The following is an 18485-nucleotide window of genomic DNA, read 5'->3' on the forward strand; positions in this document are numbered from 1 at the left end:
CGACAACGGGCCGCACCACAGCGACCGTCCGCAGCGGCAGCGCACCGGGGCGCGGCGCCGCGGTCAGCGGCCGACCGACGGGGCGCGGCCGGACCGTTCGCGGCTCCCGCAGCCCCGAGGCCTCACCCTCGGCAGCCGGCGCCGCCGCCCGGTTCTCGACGCCGGCACCCGCAGCACCGCCCGGCCTGCCGGCACCCGACCGCTGCACCTGCCGCGCCGCACCACCCCGCCGCACCGCACCCGCAGCCCTCGCCGGCTCCACCCCCGCCGACTCCACCAACGGCTCGTCCGGCGGCCTCGGCGTCACGTACGGCAGCACGACGCCGTCCGCACCGGCGGCCCCCACCGGACGCAGCGGCCGGGCCACCGCCCGCAGGATGCCCGCCGGCGCCGACGGGAGCACGGCGTGGCCGAGGCTGCCGCAGCGCGACGGGTTCTGCCAGGAGGCGAGCCGGGACCGGAAGCGCAGACCGTCGCTGACCCCGGTCACCGGCCCGGCGAGCATCGGGGCCACGGGCGCGACCGCCCGCCAGCCCCCGTCCGGGATCCCCTCACCGGAGTCCGCGGCAGGAACCGCCCCGGACACCGCCCCGGGCACCTCCGCAGGGGCCACCCCGGCCACCTCCGCAGGCCCCGCGCCCCTGCCCCCCGTCCGGCGGGCGAGCCCGTCCCAGAAGCCCATGCCGCTCATCCGCCTTCGTTGACACGGGTGTTGATCCGCGCGATCTCCCGGACCCAGCGCCGTCGTTCGTCGTGGGTCAGATCGAGGACGGCATCCCGCTGCCAGTGGAAGTGGTAGGCGATGTACGCGACCTCCTCGTACAGCCGGCCGGCCGCGTACGTCACGATTCCCCCAGGCGCCCACCGGCGAGGTCGATCTCGAAGGCGCCGTCGCAGTGCGGGCAGGTCACCGCGGCGCGCGTGTGCCCTTCGCTGTTGATCCGCTGGTAGAAGTCCTGCAGGAAGGCCACGTCGGTGGCGTACATCCGCTCCACGACACCCGCGTGCACGTCCGTGACGGTGCCCAGCCTGGTGATCACGTGGCTCAGCAGCACCACGCTGAGATAGGCGGGGTTCTCCTTGACCCGCAGGTCGATCTGGGGCATCAGCTCGTCCCGCGCGGTGGCCAGGCGCATGCTGCCGTGCCGGTGCACGGTGCCCTCGTCGTCGACGTACCCGCGCGGCAGCTCGAAGTCGAACTCCGTGCGCAGCTCGTGCCCCCGGGACCGCGGCGGCGCGGCCGGGCCCCGGGCCGGTGCGGGTGCCGCCGGGGCCGGTGCCTCCGCCTGGGCCTGCGCCAGGAGTTCCTCAACGCCGATCCGTCGCCTCACTCGACCGAGATCTCCTCGAACACGATGGTCACCGTCTCGCTCGCGGCGCTGGACTCGCCCGCGGTGAGGGTGGGGCCCTCCCAGCGGCTCGCCCAGGCGTTCATCAGCTGGATGCGGCGCAGGGTGGCCCCGGTGGTGTCCTTCACCTCGATGGTGAGGTTCTGCCGTGCGGTGTTGATCGCGCCGTTGTTGAGGGTCTCCTTGATCCAGTCCGAGAACGCCGAACTCTTGTCGAGACCGCGGGTGATCGTCACCTCGCCCGGCATCCGCGCGCCGGGCTGCTTGCGGACGAGCAGCTTGCCCTGCTGGGTCACCTGCTTGTACTCGACGACCTCCTGATCGACCGTGAGGTTGCTGACCTCCTTGATGGACTCGACGTTGTAGCCGCCGAGTTGGACGCCGAAGATATGTGTGGAGAGCGGATCGCCTTCAGCCATGACTTCCTGTCACCTCCCAGGGTGCCGAAACTGTGCCGAACTGTGCTGATCACTCGTTGACGAGGCTGGTGCTGTCGGAGAACTGGGCCAGCCGGAACACCACGAACTCGGCGGGCTTGACCGGAGCGACCCCGATCTCGCAGATCACCTGCCCGAGGTCGATGGACTCCGGCGGGTTGTTCTCGCGGTCGCACTTGACGTAGAAGGCCTCCGCGGCGGTCTGGCCGAACAGCGCGCCGCGCCGCCACTCCTCGGTGAGGAAGGCGGTGATGTTTCGCCGGATGCTGGACCACAGCCGGTCGTCGTTGGGCTCGAACACCACCCACTGGGTGCCCAGCAGGATGGACTCCTCCAGGTAGTTGAAGAGCCGCCGCACGTTGAGGTAGCGCCAGGCGGGGTCGGAGGCGAGGGTGCGCGCGCCCCAGATCCGGATGCCGCGCCCGGGGAAGGCGCGCACGCAGTTGACGCCGATCGGGTTGAGCAGGTCCTGCTCGCCCTTGCTCAGCCGTAGTTCCAGGTCCACCGCGCCGCGGATGACCTCGTTGGCCGGGGCCTTGTGCACGCCGCGTTCGGCGTCGCTGCGGGCCCACACCCCGGCGGCGTGCCCGCTCGGCGGGACCAGCACGTTGCGTCCGCTCGCCGGGTCGAAGACCTTGATCCACGGGTAGTACAGCGCCGCGTAGCGGGAGTCGTAGCCCGCCTCGTGGTTGCGCCAGGTGCGCACCTGCTGGGCGTTCAGGCCCGGCGGGGTGTCCAGGACGGCGATCCGGTCGCCCATCTGCTCGCAGTGCGAGATCACCGCCAGCTGGACGGTGCGCAGCCCCTCCGCGTCCAGGTCGCCGCGCTGGTAGGCGCTCATCAGGTCGGGCACCAGGACCATGGTGATCTCGTCGATCGACTCCAGGCCCGCGAACCCGGTGCGGGCCGAGGCGTCGCCCACGTACTCGGCGGGGTCGAGTCGGGTGGCGGGGGCGGCGGCCGGGGCGGCGGGCGCGGGGGCTTCGGCGAGGGCGAAGGACTGGCGCTCGGGCCGGCTCGGCGCACTGCCGGGCTGTTCGGTGACCGTGACCAGCTTCGACTCGCGCAGTTGGGTGACGACATAGCCCTTGGTGTTCCTGCGGGTCGACACCTCGTACGTCTCGGCGACCTCGCCGCCCTTGCGGACCAGCAGCCGGAACCGGTCCTCCGGGACGTTCTCCCCCTCGGCGTCGGCGATCTCGACGGTCACGTCGGCGCCGGTGCCGGGCAGCGCCGCGACGAGGAAGCCCGCGATGGCGGTGGGCGCCGGCGCCCGGTGGGCGGGCTCCGGCGCGCTGCCGGTCGCGGCGCGGCCGGGCTCGCCGATCCGCACGATGTAGGCGGAGCCGCCACCGTTGGCGAAGAAGCCGTAGACCGCGTGCGGCAGGTAACTGCCTTCGGTGAAGCCGCCGAAGAGCTGGACGTACTGGTCCCAGTTGGTCACCAGGGTGGGCTCGTGCCAGGGGCCGGTCTCGGCGAAGCCGACCAGGGCGGCGACAGCCGTGCCGACTCCCTCGATCGGCCGTGCACCGGACTGGACCTCCTCCACGTACACACCCGGGGTGAGGTACGACGGCATGCTGCTCCTTCGGCCGGTCCGATCATCCGCCACCGAGTCTGCGGTGGGGCCGCCTGCCAGGACATGTCCCCGGGTCCCGGACCAGGGGCAAGAACGCTGCCCCGGCGGGCACCCGGCGGCGGACCGCGCGGGCCACGTGCGCCACACGGAGCACGGCCGGCGGACCAGCGGACCACAGCCGGCGGCCGGCGGTCAGCAACCGGCCACGTCAGCCCGGCAGCCACTCGCCGAACTCGCCCGCCAGCACCAGGCGGCCGAGTTTGCGGTACTCCTGCGCCACCGCCGACACCAGCTGCGCCATCTCCAGCGGCCGGCCCGTCGCGGCGGCCAGGTAGGCGGCGGTCACCGCGCAGGAGCGGATGGAGCCGCCGGCGAGTTCGAAGCGGCGCGCGCAGAACGCGAGGTCGAGGTCGTCCCCGCGCGGGATCCACGAGCCCAGGCAGCGGTCCCACAGGGCGTGGCGCTGCGCCTCGTCCGGCACCGGGAACTCCGCGATGACGTCCAGGCGCCGGGTGAACGCCTCGTCGAGGTTGGCCCGCAGGTTGGTCGTCAGGATCGCGATCCCGTCGAAGGACTCCATCCGCTGCAGCAGGTAGGCGGACTCCACGTTGGCGTGGCGGTCGTGGGCGTCCTTGACCTGCGAGCGCTTGCCGAAGATCGCGTCCGCCTCGTCGAACAGCAGCACCCCGTTGACCTGGGAGGCCTCGGTGAAGATCCGCTCCAGGTTCTTCTCCGTCTCGCCGATGTACTTGTCCACCACGCTGGACAGGTCCACGACGTAGAGCTCCATGCCGAGTTCGGCGGCGACCACCTCGGCCGACATCGTCTTGCCGGTGCCCGACTCGCCGGCGAACAGGGCGATCACCCCGCGCCCGCGGCCACCCCCGGGGCGCATCCGCCACTGGCCGAGCACCTGGTCGCGGTGCCTGGCGCGCAGCGCGAGTTCGCGCAGCTGGCGCGAGGTGGTCTCGGGCAGCACGAGGTCGCCCCAGCCGACCGCCGGCTCGATCCGACGCGCGAGGCGGGCGAGCCCGGCCCCGTTCTGCGCCCGCACCGCGGCCCGCAGGTCCTCGGCGCGCACCGGGCGCCGCTCGGCCGCGGCGGTCCTGGCCGCCACGTCGGCGGCCCTGGCCAACTGGTCCTCGTCCAGCCGGTAGGGGGCGAGCACCTCGGCCAGTTCGGCGCTCGGCACCGGCTCGCCGTCCCCCGAACCGCCCGCTGAACGGCCCACCGAACCGCCCGCCGCCGCCCCGCCTGCCTCCTCGCCCCCCGAACCGCCCGCCGCACCACGCACCGCACCACGCACCACGCGTGCCCACCGCTCGGCGCGCTCGCGCGGGTCGGGCGGCGGCACCGCGAGGACCACCGGACTCTCCGCCGCCCAGCCCGGCTCCCAGGCCGGGCTGCCGTGCACGATCAGCGGCACCCCGGCGAGCCGGGCGCACAGCTCGCGCAACAGCCCTGCCCGCTCGGGGCGTTCGGGCGCCAGCCGGTCGAGCGGGCCGAGCACCACACCGCCGCCGCCCAGCCGCGCCTCCCGGACGAGCGGGACGAGCGCGCGCACGGCCTCGTCCGTGGGGCGGGCGGCGAGCGCGGCGACGTCCACGACCAGCGGACGGCGGCCCCCGCCCGCGAGGGCGGCGACCGCCTCGGGGCCGGCGGTGCCGCTGCGGTCCAGCAGGTACACCAGTCCGCTGCCGGTCGCCGCGGCGGCGCGCAGCCTGCGGGCAGTCCCGGTCAGGCCGCCGGCACCGTCCTCGCCACCGGCGCCCGTCCCGGTGCCGACCCGCACCAGCCCGCGCAGCGCGCCGTCGACCTCGTCGTCGCCGAGCAGCCGGGCCGTCACCCGGTCGGGCACCCGCAGGCCCCGGGAGAGCAGCGGGCGCTCCGGCTCGGTGATCTCCAGCAGGCCGCCGGCGATCAGCGGGGCGTGCGCGGAGAACCGGAACCGGCCGGGGCCCGCTCCCGGCAGCCCGCACAGTTCGAGCGCCAGCCCGATGGTCGGCCGGCGCAGGGTCAGGTCGTCGTTGAGGTAGCCGTAGAGCCGCTCGAAGCGGGTGTCGAGGTCGGGAGCCAGCGCCACCAGCAGGAGTTCGAGGTCGATCGGGAGCAGGCCGAAGGCCTCGGCGAGCCGCGCCGTCCGCGACCCGGGCGGCGGCGCCGGCGGCTCGCCGAGGCCGCCGCCCGCGCGGCCCACCATGGCGGGGGCCGCCAGGATCCGCTCGACCGCCTCCGGAGTGAGGTACTGGCCGCGGTAGGGGTCGTCCGGGTCCGGGTCGCCGGCCCGGCGCTCGCGGACCGCGGCCCGGATGCGCTGCTCCAGGTGGCCCAGCCGGTCCCACAGGTACCGGTCCGCCGGCTGGTCGTGGCCGGGCTGCGGCGGCGCGCTCCCGGCCACGGCCAGGGCCTTTCTCATGGATGTTGCCGGATCAGCGCGCGGTGTCGGGGGCCCGGCTGGGCGTGCCGGCGGATCGTCCTCGTACTGGGTCGTACTCGGATGATTCGCCGGTGCGTCCAGGCGGGCAGCGACATCAGCAGCTGACGCTGCGGGCCAACACCGCGCGCCCGGCAAGAAGAAAGGCCCTGGGTCGAGGGTCATCGCGCCGCACCGCCGCGCCGGCGTCGCCCGGGCGGCAGCGGGCGCTCCCGGGGCGCCGCGAAGCCGTCCGGGCCGGGGTCCGTGCCCTCGCGGTAGCGCAGCCGACGGCCGGAGCCGTCCGCTGGGCCGGCGCCGGTCCCCCGGCCGGTGTCGCCGGTGTCGGTGGCCCGCACCACCAGCCCCTCGGTGACCGGGGGCCCGGCGGGGGCGCGCTCGCCGGAGAGCGGGGCGAGCACCCGCAGGTCGATCGAGGGTCTCAACTCGCCGCCGAGGGCCGACCACACGTCGGAGACCGACGGCCGGCCCGCCTCCGGTCCGGCGGTGTCGAGCCCGACGGTGAGCCCGAGCTCGGCGAGCGTCCCGGTGAGCAGCCGCGCGGGCAGCGCGTCCACCGCCGTCAGGCAGTGCAGCGTCTCCGCCAGCAGCCGGTGCTCGTCCTGCGGCCGCCCGGCCCAGGCCGTCACCAGATAGGAGAGCTCGAACCAGCGCGGCGCGGCGCGCCAGGCCACCACCACGCCGTCGGCGTCGTGCTCGGCGGCGGTGCCGCTCTGCCGGCGGGTCACCTCCTCGCGGATGCCGTGCAGGAAGACGCTGACCGTCGGGCTGTTGCGCCGGGCGGCCCAGTCGCGGGTGGGCGAGTCGAAGACCACCTCCACCCCGCGCTCGGGCAGCCCGCTCTCGGCCAGCAGCAGCCGCAGCGCCTCGTCGACCTCGTGGATCACCGCCGCTGCACCTCCTCCGGCGGGCCGATGCTGCCGGCCACCACGAGGAAGGGGCAGCTCACCGGCGAGAACCCGGGGCCGCTCGCGGTGATGGTCCGCGGGCCGGTCTGGTCCTTGGGGAGGATGAGCAGCTGCCCGGCGAAGGTCCCGTCGGCGGCGGGCACGGTGGGCGCCGCGGCGGCGGTGATGCCGGGCTGCCAGGTGAAGGTGACCGGCACTCCGGGCGGGAAGTCCAGGCCGCGCACCGAGGTCACGAAACCGGGCTTGCCGATCGGCGGCACCGCGACGATGCGCGGCTGCAGGATCCGCAGCGGGGTCCGCGCCACGTGGTCCCCCGGGTCGGCGTCGGTGCCGGTGGTGGTCAGCACGGCGGTGACGGTGGCCCGCAGGGCCGCGTTCGGCGCGAGCACCACCTGCACCACCTCCCGTCCGCCCGGCGACAGGTCGCCCAGCGCGCATGCGCCGTCCGCGCAGCCGGGCGGCAGCGCCTCGGCGGGCACCCCGGCGGGCAGCCCGAGCGACAGGCGCAGCCCGGTGGCGAGCGCCTGGCCGTCGTTGCGCACGGTGTAGCTGACCGTCACATGGCCGCCGACGTAGCCGGGGTCCGGCTGGGCTGCCACGGACACGCCCGGTCCGGCTTTCGGCGCGGGCCCCGGCTGCTGCTGCGGCCCGCCGGAAGGCGCCGCGGCCGGCGTGGTCGGCGGCGGGGCGGGCGGGGAGGAGGACGGCGGCGGCGTGGTGGTGGGTGGCGGGGTCGGCGGCGACGTGGTCGGCGGCGGCGCGGCCACCACGGGCACGACGGTCTGCGCCGCGTTGTCGGCGGGGTTGGGGTCGACCACCGACCCGGCCACGCTCCAGCCGAACGGCTGGTCGCCGACCAGCGTGGCGACCACGGTGGCGGTCAGCTCGGCACGCGCCCCCGGGGCCAGGGTGCCGAGGTCGCAGCGCAGCGCCGCTGCGTCGCACTGTCCGACCGAGGCCGTCAGCCCGCCGAGCCGCGCGCCGCCGGGCACCGAGGCGGTGAAGACGGTGCCCGGCGAGGGCGCGGGCCCCTGGTTGGTCACGGTGAGCGCCACGCTCGTACTGCCACCGGTCACGAGCGGGGGCGTACTGGCCGGCGCGCTCAGCGACAGGTCCACCGACTGCTGGATGTTCGGCTCCTTCTGGCGCCCCGGCAGGTTCCAGTCCAGCGGGATGAGCTTGCCGGTCGGGACGTCGTAGACCGAGAGTCCCTCCGGCGAGTCGGGCGCGAGGGCCCGGCGGGAGGTCAGCACCAGCTGCGAGCCGTCGGCCGTCCAGGCGGCGTCGCGGGGCTGGAACGGGCCGGTGGCGGAGGTGTCCGGCAGCGGGCGGGTGCAGGCGCTCGGGTCCTTCGTCAGGCCCGCGGGCAGGACCACCGTGCAACTGCCGCCGGTCGACGAGGCGATGAGGATGCCGTCGCGCTGGTCCACCGCACCGTCGCCGCTCTTGCGGTTGAAGGCGACCTGCTTCCCGTCCGGGGAGAAGGCGGGGCTGTCGTCGATGACGGCGCAGCCCGCGGGGCAGGCCTTCGCGGACAGGTCGCTCTGCTGGCCGAGCGCGCCGACGGGCACCGTCCACACGTGCTTGTTGGCGCCGTTGCCGTCGATCACCTCGGTCCTGGTGAAGGCGAGCAGCTTGCCGTCCGGGGACCAGGTGGGCTGCGCGTCATAGGCCCCCGGCTGCCCGGCGGGCGGCTCGATGGTGCCGACGATCGCGCCCGTCGCCACCTGGGCGATCACCACCCGCCCCGGCCCGGAGGCCGCCCCGATGCCGCCGGGCGAGGTCCGGGTGAAGGCGATCAGCGTGCCGTCCGGCGAGATCTCCGGGTCGGTGTCCCAGTCGTTCGGTCCGCGTCCGGCGAGGTTCATCGGCTGCGGGTCCGAGCCGTCGGCCCCGCTCAGCCAGATCCGCTCGATCCGGCCCGCGGGCGAGTCCTCGAAGCGGGTCACCACGATCTGCCGGCCGTCGGGGGTGTAGCCCTGCCGCTCGAACCACGGGTCGTAGCCGGGGCGGGGGTTGAAGAGCGGATCGGAGCCGGGGTCGGTGTCGGTGTCGGCGGCCGGGTCCTCGCGCAGCACGCTGATGCCCAGGTCGCGCGGGTCCACTCCGTCCGGGCGCACGTCCTCCACGTCGGCCACGTCGGCGGCCGAGGCGCTGGTCTGTTCCACCACCGGCTCGCCGTCGCTCTGGTTGCCCAGCCAGGTGGGGGTCTGCAGCAGGCGGTCGTCGCTGTAGAGCGGCTGGGGCGGGGTGCAGGAGCAGGTCGGCGCCCGGTACAGGTGCTGGATCGCGGTCAGCGTGCCGTCGGGCTGGTTGGGGCTGAGGAAGAGCACGCCGCTGCCGTCGGGCAGCCAGGCGGCCGATCCGGACTGCCAGGTGGAGCCGGTGCCGGGGAAGAACGCCCGGTCGCCGCCGGTGGGCGAGGTGAGCATCAGCTGGGGGCCGCGATCGGTGCCCTGGTCCCAGGTGTAGACGATCTGGTTGGCGTGGGCGTCGTCGTTCACCGGGTTCCAGGCCGGGTCGAGGGCGCTGCCGGTGGTGACGTCGGTGATCCGCCGTGAGGCGCCGCCGGCCAGCGGCATCAGGTAGACCTGGGTGCGTGCCGGGTCCGCGTCGCAGGTGTAGGCGACCCACTGGCCATCCGGCGAGACCGTCGGGTGCGTCTCGTTGGAGGTGGTGTCGGTGAGCCTGCGCAGCCCGCTGCCGTCGGTCTTCACCAGCCACAGGTCCCGCTGCGAGGCGCCGTTGGTGCCGCCGGGCTCCAGCGCGTCGAAGACCACGGACGTGCCGTCGGGGGTCAGCGTCGGGTCGGCGGTGTCCATGCCGGTGGTCAACTTGCGCACCGCGCCGGTGGCGTCGCGCAGGTAGACCTGGGGCAGCGGTTCGTCGCGCAGGCTGCTGAAGACCAGTTGGTCGCCGCGGGCCGAGGGCTCCACGTCGAAGTGGGCGGGACCGGGTCCGAACAGCGGCGTGGTCGACGCCGCGCCGGTCACCCGGGCCAGGCTGCGGTGGTCGGTACCGGCGAAGACGATCCGGTCGGCGGCCGGGGTGCTGTCCGCGGCCGCCGGGCGCGTGCCGCCGCCCGGCGCGTCGGAGTGCGCGAAGCCCAGCGTCAGGACGACGGCGGCCAGGCAGAGCAGGGCCGCGACGACGGCTCGTGCCGACCGCCGCTCGGGGCGGGGAGTACCGGGGGCGCCGATCACGCTCAACCTCACAGACCGAGAAGGGCGGTGCTCCCGGCAGTCTCCCCGGCCCGGGGCGCCGGGGGCAGAGCCCGGCGACCCGTGCCGGGGGTAGCCGCCGGTGCCCCCGAGGGCAACCGGCCGAGCGGCCGGGCCCCGGGCGCCCTAGATGAGCCCGTGGCGCATCGCGTACCCCACCGCGTGGGCGCGGTTGCGCAGCCCCAGCCGCGTGATGATCTCGTGCAGCACGTTCTTGACCGTGCGTTCGGAGTAGGAGGTCTGCACCGCTATCTCGGCGGTGTCCAGGCCGTCGGCGACCAGCCGGAGCATCTCCGCCTCCCGGGCGGTGAGGGTCGACAGGGTCAGGCCGCGCGGGTCGAGCATGGTGCGCTGCAGGCTCCCGACCCGGTCGAGCAGGGTGCCGAGCAGGTCCCCGGGCATCACGCCCTCCCCGTTGGCCAGCGCGGTCACCAGGTGCACGAGCCGGTCCTGGTCGGCCTCCGAGCGGCGCAGCACGGCGGTGACGCCGCACTCGATGATGGTCTGCAGCCCGCCGGCCTCGAAGCGGCCCACCACCAGCCCGGTGCGGCTCTGCGTGCCGCGGCGCAGCGTGCGCAGCCGTTCGGCCACGGCGTCGTTCAGCACGTCGACCACCATCAGCGAGACCCGTGCCCTCTCCGTCTCGCCGTCGGTGAGCAGCTCCACCTCCGGGCGCTGCCTCAACTGCTGGACCACGCCGGTGTGCAGGATGATGTCCTCGGCGAACACCGCCACCGGCACCCGGGCGGGCTTGACCCGCACCTCGGCGGATCCGGGCCCGGTGGGTGTCCCGTCCCTTCCGGTCAGGGGGACGCGGGCGAACCGCGTCGCCACCGGCGCCTCTTGGGCTGTCTCGATCGACGTCATGAACGGATCCGTTCTACTCCTGCGGGCCAATGGACGTGTGGTGCTGAGGGCCGGGCCTCCCCGTCACGGCGCCGGCCCCGGGCACGGCCGGGGCGGGGGTCTGTTCGCCCGGGCAAGGGGCCTGCCCGCGCCTTGCCCGCACGTCCCTCTGCGCGGGCGGTACGGCGGTCCTACCGTCGCGCTATGACCACATCCGCCGAACTCGGCCTTCCCGCACTGACGGTGTCGCCCGGAGGCGTGGCCACCACGACCCTGACGGTCCGCAACGGGACCGACATCGTCGAGGCGTACTCGCTGGAGGTGGTCGGGGAGTGTGCCCCGTGGACGACGGTCGAGCCGGCCCGGGTCTCGCTCTATCCGGGGACCTCCGAGACGGTGACGGTGCAGCTTGCCCCGCCGCGCTCGCCCGAGGTGCGCGCGGGCGACTTCCCCCTCGGCATCCGGGTGCTGCCCGCCGAGCGGCCCGAGCTGGTGACCGTCCCCGAGACCACGGTGACCGTCACGCCGTTCCACGAGCTGCAGGCCGAGATCGCGCCCCGGCGGCGCCGCGGCTGGCTGCGTGCGCGCTACCGCGCCGCGGTGCGCAACCTGGGCAACGCGCCCAGCGCGGTCACCTTCGCGCCCGCCCAGGCCGGGGAGGACCTGCGCTTCGGGGTCGCCCCGGACCGGCTGCGCCTGCAGCCCGGGGAGTCGGCCGAGGTCCGCGTGCGGGTCCGCGCACGGAAGTTGATCTGGTTCGGCAAGCCGGCCTCCTGGCCCTTCGAGGTCGCCGTCGGCGGAGAGCCCGCCGCCGAGGCGCCGGGCGGCAACGAACCGGGCGGCAAGGAGCCGGGGACCCAGCAGGCGGCGCCGCAGCAGCCGGGGGCGCAGCAGCCCGCAGGGCAACGCCGGCAGCTGCACGGCGAGTTCGTCCAGCTCCCGATCCTGCCCAGGTGGCTGCTCGCCCTCCTCGCGGCGCTGATCGCGCTGCTGCTGGCCTGGTTCGCCCTGGTGCGCCCGGCAGTGCGCAGCTCCGCCAAGCAGGCCGCGCAGCAGGTCGTCGACCAGCACACCCTGGCGCCCAGCCCGCCCCCCACCGCGGCCCCGCCCACGCCGGGCGCGAGCGGGGGCGCGACCGGCGGCCAGGGCCAGCCGGGTGCCGGGCAGCCGAGCACCGGACAGCAGGGCGGCACCGGCGGAGGTGACGGCGGTGACGGCGGCTCCGGCCGGGCCGTGCCGGGCACCGGCGAGCAGAGTTCCGCCACGATCGACGTACAGACCGCGAGCGGCGCCGCCGCGGTGGGCAGTTACCAGGTGCCGGCCGGCAAGGTCCTCGGCATCACCGACATCGTCGTCGCCAACTTCCAGGGCGACCAAGGGCTGTTGACCATCAAGTTCGGCGACCAGACGATCACGACGATCGCGCTGGAGACCTTCCGCAACCAGGACTACCACTGGGTGACTCCCATCGAGGTCACCGAGAACCAGACGGTGACAGCAAGTGTGACCTGCCAGCAGCCGGGCACTCCGGCCTCCGGCAAGCAGGCCTCCCAGTGCCACGAACTGCTCAACGTCAGCGGAGAACTGAGCGATCTCAAGCACTGATCTCCCCTCCGGCCCCTTCCTGCACCATGTCCTCATCAAGAGAGCCGTCCGCGATGGCCGGTTCGGGTGGCCGGCTTCGGAAATGACGTCGTCGCCGCGCGCGTCGCAGGGCAGCAGGAGGGCACCGGCAGGGTCGGTCGATGAACTGAGTGACACTCATATCTTAAGGTGCTCAAGAGATATCAGTGTTTTCCGGACACGCGAAAGACGGCCCGTTCGTGACCCGACACACGCCCGCCGTCCGGCGGGGCACCCGATTCCTTGTGGTGCCGCCCGAAATCCCGCCGCCTTGCCCGCCCGGGGCAACCGGGGTGCCCCTTTCGACCAGTGAAGTCTGCCCCTGACATCACAGCCGACAACGCGCCCCACCGAGGACGCCGCCGGACCGACCGGAACCAGCCATTCCGGCTCCCTGCCCCCGGGGCCTGTCAGGGGGCGGTCAGGGAACCGTCAGGGTGGATCCCCGATGGCCGGGCGGGCCGGACGCAACAGACTCTCCTCGACGCCGCTGACGCACCGTCGGCCGCACCCGCCCCACCCGTCGAGGAGTCACCAGATGACGAGCACCACCGTCAGGCACCGCACCGACCGCCGCCGTCGGGCCGGCGCGGGGGTGATCGGCGCCCTGGTCGTCGCGCTCACCGCCGGGACCGTGGGCGGCGCGCAGGCCGCCGGGAGGCTGCCGGCGCCGAACGCGGCATCGCTGCGGGCCTCGATCGCCGGGCTGCCGAACGGCCACCTGACCAGCGCGGTGGTCCTGGTGGACGGCCGGGACGGCCGCTGGTCGGGCACCTCCGGCAGCGGCGACCTCGCCACCGGCCGGCCGGTGGCGGCCGACGGCCGGTTCCGGATCGGCAGCATCTCCAAGGTCTTCACCGCCACCGTGGTGCTGCAACTGGCCGCGGAGAAGCGGCTCGACCTGGACGGCACCGTCCAGCAGTACCTGCCCGGCACCCTGCCGGCCTCCTACCCGCCGATCACCGTGCGGGAGTTGCTCAACCACACCAGCGGGCTGCCCACCGGCGGCGACTTCGGCGACGACGGCAGCGCCCAGTGGTTCGTCGACCACAAGGACGAGGGCTGGACCCCGCAGCAGGTGGTGGCCGAGGCCGCCACCCACCCGATGCAGTTCGCCCCGGGCACCGCCCAGCAGTACAACGGCACGAACTACTACCTGGCCGGGCTGCTGATCGAGCAGGTCACCGGCCGCTCCTACGCGCAGGAGGTGGAGCAGCGGATCCTGCGCCCGCTCGCCCTGCGCCACACCTCGGTCCCGGCCGCCGACGACACCCGGCTGCCGCACCCCACCGCGCACGGCTATCTGACCGTCAGCACCCCGGACGGCGGCACCAGGCAGGCCGATGTCACCGAGCAGAGCCCCTGGCCGTGGGCCGAGGGCGGGATGCTCTCCAGCGCGCCCGACCTGGACCGCTTCTTCACCGCCCTGCTCGGCGGCCGGCTGCTGCCGCCCGCGCAGCAGGCCGAGCTGTTCGCGGTCCCGGACGTGCCGAACGTCCAGAACCCGAACTGCGACACCGGCCCGGTCACGGGCCGGGCCTGCTTCAGCACCGGCCTGATGCGCTTCACCACCCCCGACGGCAGCGTGCTGTGGGGCAAGACCGGCAGCCGTCCGGGCTACAGCAACGGCGTCTTCGCCACCCGGGACGGCGCCCGGGACCTGGTCTACTCGCTCACCCCCACCAGCAGGGAGGGAGCCTCGTTCGCCGCCCAGTACGGCATCGCCGCAGCGGCCTTCGACCTGCCGGCCCTGCCGGGCCACTGATCCGGCCCACCGAGGTGGTCCGCCCCGGCCCCGGCTCTTCAGCCGGGGCCGGGCCTGTCCGGCGGATCCTGGCGGTCCGGGCGCTGCGCGACGCGGTGGCCCCATGCGCGGGTCATCAACCCCACCCCTCTTCCTGTCCGCTGCCTCTGATCAGCACAAACGGGCCCGTCGAGCCTACTCCGGGCACGCGCGTCCGCCTGATAGCTTCGCCAGCCGTGGCAGGGCCGCGGGAGACCGCCCGCGGTGGGCCGGGTCCACCCGCTCGGGAACGGAGTCAAGCGTGATCGAACCGGTTGACAGCACCGACGGTCGGCGGGTGCCCTCGCTCGGGCGCCGGGGGTTCCTCAAGTCGGCCGCGGCGGCCACGGTGGGCCCGGCCGTCGCGGCGGGCCCCGCGCAGGCCCGGGCGGAGCAGGGCCGCGGGGCCGTCGCCAGGCTGCTCGCGGTGCCCCGCGACCGCCGTGACGAGGACTGGATCCGCCGGGCGCTGCAGATCGCCGTCGAGCTGGAGCTGGCGACGATCCCGCCCTACCTGTGCGCCTGGTGGTCCATCGAGGACCGCGACTGCGAGCCCGCCGCACTCATCAAGGGCATCGTCTGCGACGAGATGTTCCACATGGGGTCGGCCTGCAACCTGCTCGTGGCGGTCGGCGGCACCCCGCGGATCGCCGACGCCGTCCCCGGCTACCCCGGACCGCTGCCCGGCGGCGTGCGCGGCGGGCTGACCGTGTACCTCTCCGGGCTCACCAAGGAGTACGTGCGCGAGGTCCTGATGGGCATCGAGACTCCCGAGAGCCCGCTCGCCCGGCAGTCCGGTCCGCCGACCATCGGCGCGTTCTACACCGCGCTCCTGACCGCGTTCCAGGACGTCCGCCCCGCCCTCGCGCCGGACCGCCAGCTCGAGCTGCGGATCGGCCCGGACACCCTGACACCGGTGACGAGCCTCGACGACGTCGAGCAGTCGATCGAGACCATCAGGGAGCAGGGCGAGGGCACCTCGGCCACGCCGGAGGCACCGTCCGCCCAGGACGCGCCGGCGCACTACTACGCGTTCGGCGAGATCTACCACGAACGGCGGCTGCAGCAGGTCGGCGGGGCCTGGGAGTTCAGCGGCGAAGCGGTCCCGTTCCCGCAGACCCGTCCGATGGGCGTCGTCCCGGCGGGCGGCTGGCCCTCGCCTGCCGCCGAGGTCCAGGATCTGCTGCAGCAGTTCGACGACACGTTCTCCGACGTGCTGCAGGGTCTCCAGGACGCCTGGGCCAATGGTGACTCCGATGCCCTGGACGGCGCGGTGGGCGCGATGCTGGCACTGGAGAAGCCGGCCCTCGCGCTCATGGACATCCCGCTGCCCGACGGCTCCGGCCGCTACGGTCCGCAGTTCCGCCCCCGGGCCGCCACGTCCGACTGACCACCAACGCCCAGGCGCCGAGGCGCCGGGAGAAGACACCGGCCCGGTGTGCGGGAGCCGTCGCTCCCGCACACCGGGCCGGGTGCGTCAGGCGGAGGTGCCGGAACCGTCGGCGCCCCGGCCACGGCGGCCGAGCACCGCGCCGGCCACCGCGCCGAGCACGCCGACGACGATGCCGGCGATCCCCAGACCGCGGGCCGTGGCGTCGCTGCTGCTCTTCGCCGCCGTGCTCGGCGCCGACGGCGCGGACGAGGCGGGCGCCGAGGTGAGGTACAGCACCGGCGCCGGGTGGTCCGGCTCGGGCTGGCCGGGCTTCTGCTCGTCGATCCACCGCACGATGTTTCCGTTGCTGTAGGTCTGCAGGGCCTTGAAGACGACCTGGTCGGTGTTGTCCGGCAGGGCCCCGAAGTCGACGGTGAAGTCCTGGTAGTGGTTCGGGGCGATCTGCCCGCCGGTCCAGACGATCTGCGAGACCACGTCGGTGATGTCGCCGTCGTCGGTGTGGATCGGGGTGGCGAGCTTGGTGGTCTGGATCTGGTCGGTCCAGCCGGGCACCGGCGCCACCAGGGCGGACGGGATCGGGTGGTCGAGGGGGAAGTCGACCTCGACCCGCACCGTACTGGCGGTGTCGTCCTCGTCCGGCACGCGGAAGGCGAACGTCTGGTCGGTGGCGTCCTTGGCCACGCTGGAGGGCTGCACGGTGACGTGCGCGGAGGCGGGTCCGGCGATCAGCAGCACGGCCGCGCCGGCCAGGGCGGTCGCGGCGGCCAGGCGGCGCTTGAGGGTGACTGTCATGTCTGGTGTTCTCCGAGGGGAGCGGGCACGCGTGCGGCGCACCGGCGGGAGAGTGCCGCCGGTACGGGTGGGCGCGCCGAGGTGATCAGGGGCACGGGGCCGTCACCCGTCCGGTCGGCGCCAGGGGGCGCTCGGGGCCGTCGGGTTCAGACAGCGGGGGCCGCCGGCGGCCCCCGCCTGATCACGCAGTGCCGCAACAGGACCGGCGAGGGGAGCCGCCACCGGCCGCCCGCCCCCGCGAACCACCCGCGCGGCGGCTGCCCGCCGCGCCCGAGCCCGCCGAAGAGCGCGACACCGAGCCGCGCGACGGCCGCACGCAGCCTCGCCGCACCCGCCGCGGCCACCGCCGCGGCCGCCTCGGCGGTGCTGCGGACCAGCCGCCACACCGCCGCCTCGCCCCGCCGCAGCCACCAGGCCGCCACCACCGTGGCGACGAAGTGGCCGGCGAACATGGTGGGGCTCATCCCGAGCAGCCAGGCGTGGCACCACAGCGCCAGGTGCGGCGCGAGGGTCGCGGAGGCGTGCGGCGCGATCCCCGCCGGCGCGCCCAGCTGGGCGCCCGCCGCGGCCTGGTGAGCACCGCCCGACATCCCGGGCATCCCGGGCATGTCGCCCATCCCGGCCATGCCCGCCGGTGCCGTCTGCGCCCGCACCGGCGTCCGCTCGGCCTGGTACGCCTGCTCGGCGTGGAAGAGCAGGTGGAGGCCCAGCTGTCCGCCCGCCATCGCGCCGGTGATCGCGGTCAGCGACCGTTCCCGACGGGCGCCCGACACGGCGGCCGCCAGGACCAGGAGCCAGCCCAGCACCACCGCCCGGAGCGGGACCGCGGCGCCGGAACCCATCGCGTGCCCGGCTGCGGCCAGCACGACGCAGACCGTCGCGAACGGCACAGCACGCAGTACGCGAAAGTCGAGCGAGGCGGGAGGCACCGCGGCGGGTGCGCCCCGGGTTGCGGAGGCAGGCATGGCGGGGACATCCTGCCACCCGATCACCCACGAGCGACCCCGGGGCGACAAATAAAGGTCCCGCCCTCCGGATCGCCCTCCGGATCGCCCTCCGGAGGGCGGAGGATCGCCCGGCGGACGCTCCGTCAGGCCGCCCCGGGCGAGCGGGACAGACGGCCCGCGCGGCGGGCAGGCGGCGGCAGGACGTACTGCGATCCGGTGGGTGCGCCGGGCGGCAGGTGTCAGCCGGACCAGCAGGTGGAAGGCGGGACGGGGAGTGTTCGCCGAGCCGCACCGGCGGACGGGACCGGGAGGAGGTGAGCCGCCGTCGCGAAACCCGTCGGTGACCGCATCAAGGACCTGGGCCGCGAGACCAGGGCGCTGGCGCATGCCGTCTGGCGCAGCGGACAGGAGATCGAGCTGCTCCACCGCGCGATGGCCTTCGCCGCGCTGTTCTTCGTCACGCTCGTTCCGCTGCTGGTGGTGGTCGCCGCGGCCTTTCCGAGCCGGGGCAGCGGGATCGCGGACTGGATCAACGACGGCCTCGCGCTGTCCGGCCGGTCGGCCAAGGCGGTCGGCGAGCTGTTCGCCTCCCGCAGCGAGGTGCTCAACACCACCACCGCGCTGAGCCTGGCCGCGCTCGCCGTCTTCGGCATCTCGCTGATGGCCGCCGTCCAGCGGACCTACGAGCGGATCTGGAACCTGCGCCCCGGCGCCTGGCACGCCGTGTGGCGCCAGGTGCTCGGGCTGGCCGGACTGATCGCCGTCATCCTGCTGACCACCTGGCGGGGCGCGCTCCCGCACGAGGCCACCGCGTCCACCGCGCTGCGGGCCGGCCTGAGCGTCTGCGGCGGAGTGCTCTACTTCTGGTGGCTGCAGCACCTGCTGCTCGCCTCCCGGATCGCCTGGTCGGCCCTGTTCCCCGGAGCGGTCGCGACGGTGGCGGCCTTCGCCGGGCTCCGCGTCTTCTCCCAGCTGGTCTTCGCACCGCTGATCGTCTCCAACGCGGTCTCCTACGGCGCGGTGGGGTCCGTGCTGATCGTGCAGTCCTGGCTGATCGGCGTCGGCTACACCGTGTACGCCGGTGCGATGGTCGGCCGGGTCAGCCGCGACGACCGCTCGCCCGAGGACCGGCCGACCGAGGGTGAGACGTACGAGGACCCGTGAGGCCGGCCC

At 74.8% G+C, this 18485-nt stretch carries 14 protein-coding genes; 4 read left to right on the top strand and 10 right to left on the bottom strand.

The window, feature by feature from the left end; genetic code table 11:
* Window positions 1-687: 687 nt before the first annotated feature.
* The 8 genes from OG500_RS04405 to OG500_RS04440 all read right to left on the bottom strand — a co-directional run bounded on the left by OG500_RS04405 (window position 688) and on the right by OG500_RS04440 (window position 10795).
* Window positions 688-846, bottom strand: a complete 159-nt coding sequence (locus OG500_RS04405) for a DUF6760 family protein (RefSeq protein WP_327065024.1) — start codon at window positions 844-846, stop codon at window positions 688-690.
* On the bottom strand, window positions 843-1331 hold the full coding sequence (locus OG500_RS04410) for a hypothetical protein (protein WP_442789106.1): 489 nt from the start codon (window positions 1329-1331) through the stop codon (window positions 843-845). Before OG500_RS04410 ends, OG500_RS04405 begins: the two co-directional genes overlap by 4 nt.
* A complete protein-coding gene (locus OG500_RS04415; protein ID WP_327065025.1) occupies window positions 1328-1768 on the bottom strand; it encodes a phage tail protein in 441 nt (146 codons plus the stop codon). Before OG500_RS04415 ends, OG500_RS04410 begins: the two co-directional genes overlap by 4 nt.
* A 49-nt stretch (window positions 1769-1817) precedes the next feature.
* Window positions 1818-3365, bottom strand: a complete 1548-nt coding sequence (locus OG500_RS04420) for a phage tail sheath family protein (protein ID WP_329576747.1) — start codon at window positions 3363-3365, stop codon at window positions 1818-1820.
* A 208-nt stretch (window positions 3366-3573) separates the two neighbouring features.
* Window positions 3574-5781, bottom strand: coding sequence for an ATP-binding protein (locus OG500_RS04425; protein ID WP_329576750.1), 2208 nt, complete (start codon window positions 5779-5781; stop codon window positions 3574-3576).
* A gap of 179 nt (window positions 5782-5960) precedes the next feature.
* Window positions 5961-6686 (bottom strand): DUF4255 domain-containing protein, encoded by a 726-nt coding sequence (locus OG500_RS04430; protein WP_329576753.1) that lies wholly within the window; start codon window positions 6684-6686, stop codon window positions 5961-5963.
* Window positions 6683-9907, bottom strand: coding sequence for a hypothetical protein (locus OG500_RS04435; protein ID WP_442907121.1), 3225 nt, complete (start codon window positions 9905-9907; stop codon window positions 6683-6685). The genes OG500_RS04430 and OG500_RS04435 overlap by 4 nt, the downstream gene beginning before the upstream one ends.
* A 147-nt stretch (window positions 9908-10054) precedes the next feature.
* Window positions 10055-10795, bottom strand: a complete 741-nt coding sequence (locus OG500_RS04440; protein WP_329576759.1) for a helix-turn-helix transcriptional regulator — start codon at window positions 10793-10795, stop codon at window positions 10055-10057.
* A 183-nt stretch (window positions 10796-10978) separates the two neighbouring features.
* Between OG500_RS04440 and OG500_RS04445 the strand changes: the two genes are divergently transcribed.
* From OG500_RS04445 to OG500_RS04455, 3 genes are all read left to right on the top strand, one after another.
* Window positions 10979-12379, top strand: a complete 1401-nt coding sequence (locus tag OG500_RS04445; protein WP_327065031.1) for a COG1470 family protein — start codon at window positions 10979-10981, stop codon at window positions 12377-12379.
* Window positions 12380-12935: 556 nt separating this feature from the next.
* Window positions 12936-14162: a serine hydrolase domain-containing protein gene (locus OG500_RS04450; protein WP_329576763.1), complete on the top strand. Its 1227-nt coding sequence runs from the start codon at window positions 12936-12938 to the stop codon at window positions 14160-14162.
* A 280-nt stretch (window positions 14163-14442) separates the two neighbouring features.
* On the top strand, window positions 14443-15570 hold the full coding sequence (locus tag OG500_RS04455; protein ID WP_329576765.1) for a ferritin-like domain-containing protein: 1128 nt from the start codon (window positions 14443-14445) through the stop codon (window positions 15568-15570).
* 87 nt (window positions 15571-15657) lie between these two features.
* Here OG500_RS04455 and OG500_RS04460 read toward each other — a convergent pair whose 3' ends face one another.
* Together OG500_RS04460 and OG500_RS04465 are read right to left on the bottom strand one after the other, a co-directional pair.
* Complete coding sequence (locus tag OG500_RS04460) at window positions 15658-16365, bottom strand: YcnI family copper-binding membrane protein (RefSeq protein WP_329576768.1); 708 nt, start codon at window positions 16363-16365, stop codon at window positions 15658-15660.
* 146 nt (window positions 16366-16511) lie between these two features.
* A complete protein-coding gene (locus OG500_RS04465; RefSeq protein WP_329576771.1) occupies window positions 16512-17330 on the bottom strand; it encodes a hypothetical protein in 819 nt (272 codons plus the stop codon).
* A 414-nt stretch (window positions 17331-17744) separates the two neighbouring features.
* Between OG500_RS04465 and OG500_RS04470 the strand changes: the two genes are divergently transcribed.
* Window positions 17745-18476 (top strand): YhjD/YihY/BrkB family envelope integrity protein, encoded by a 732-nt coding sequence (locus tag OG500_RS04470; protein ID WP_327065036.1) that lies wholly within the window; start codon window positions 17745-17747, stop codon window positions 18474-18476.
* Window positions 18477-18485: the final 9 nt, after the last annotated feature.

The organism is Kitasatospora sp. NBC_01250 (genome assembly GCF_036226465.1).
GTDB lineage: Bacteria > Actinomycetota > Actinomycetes > Streptomycetales > Streptomycetaceae > Kitasatospora.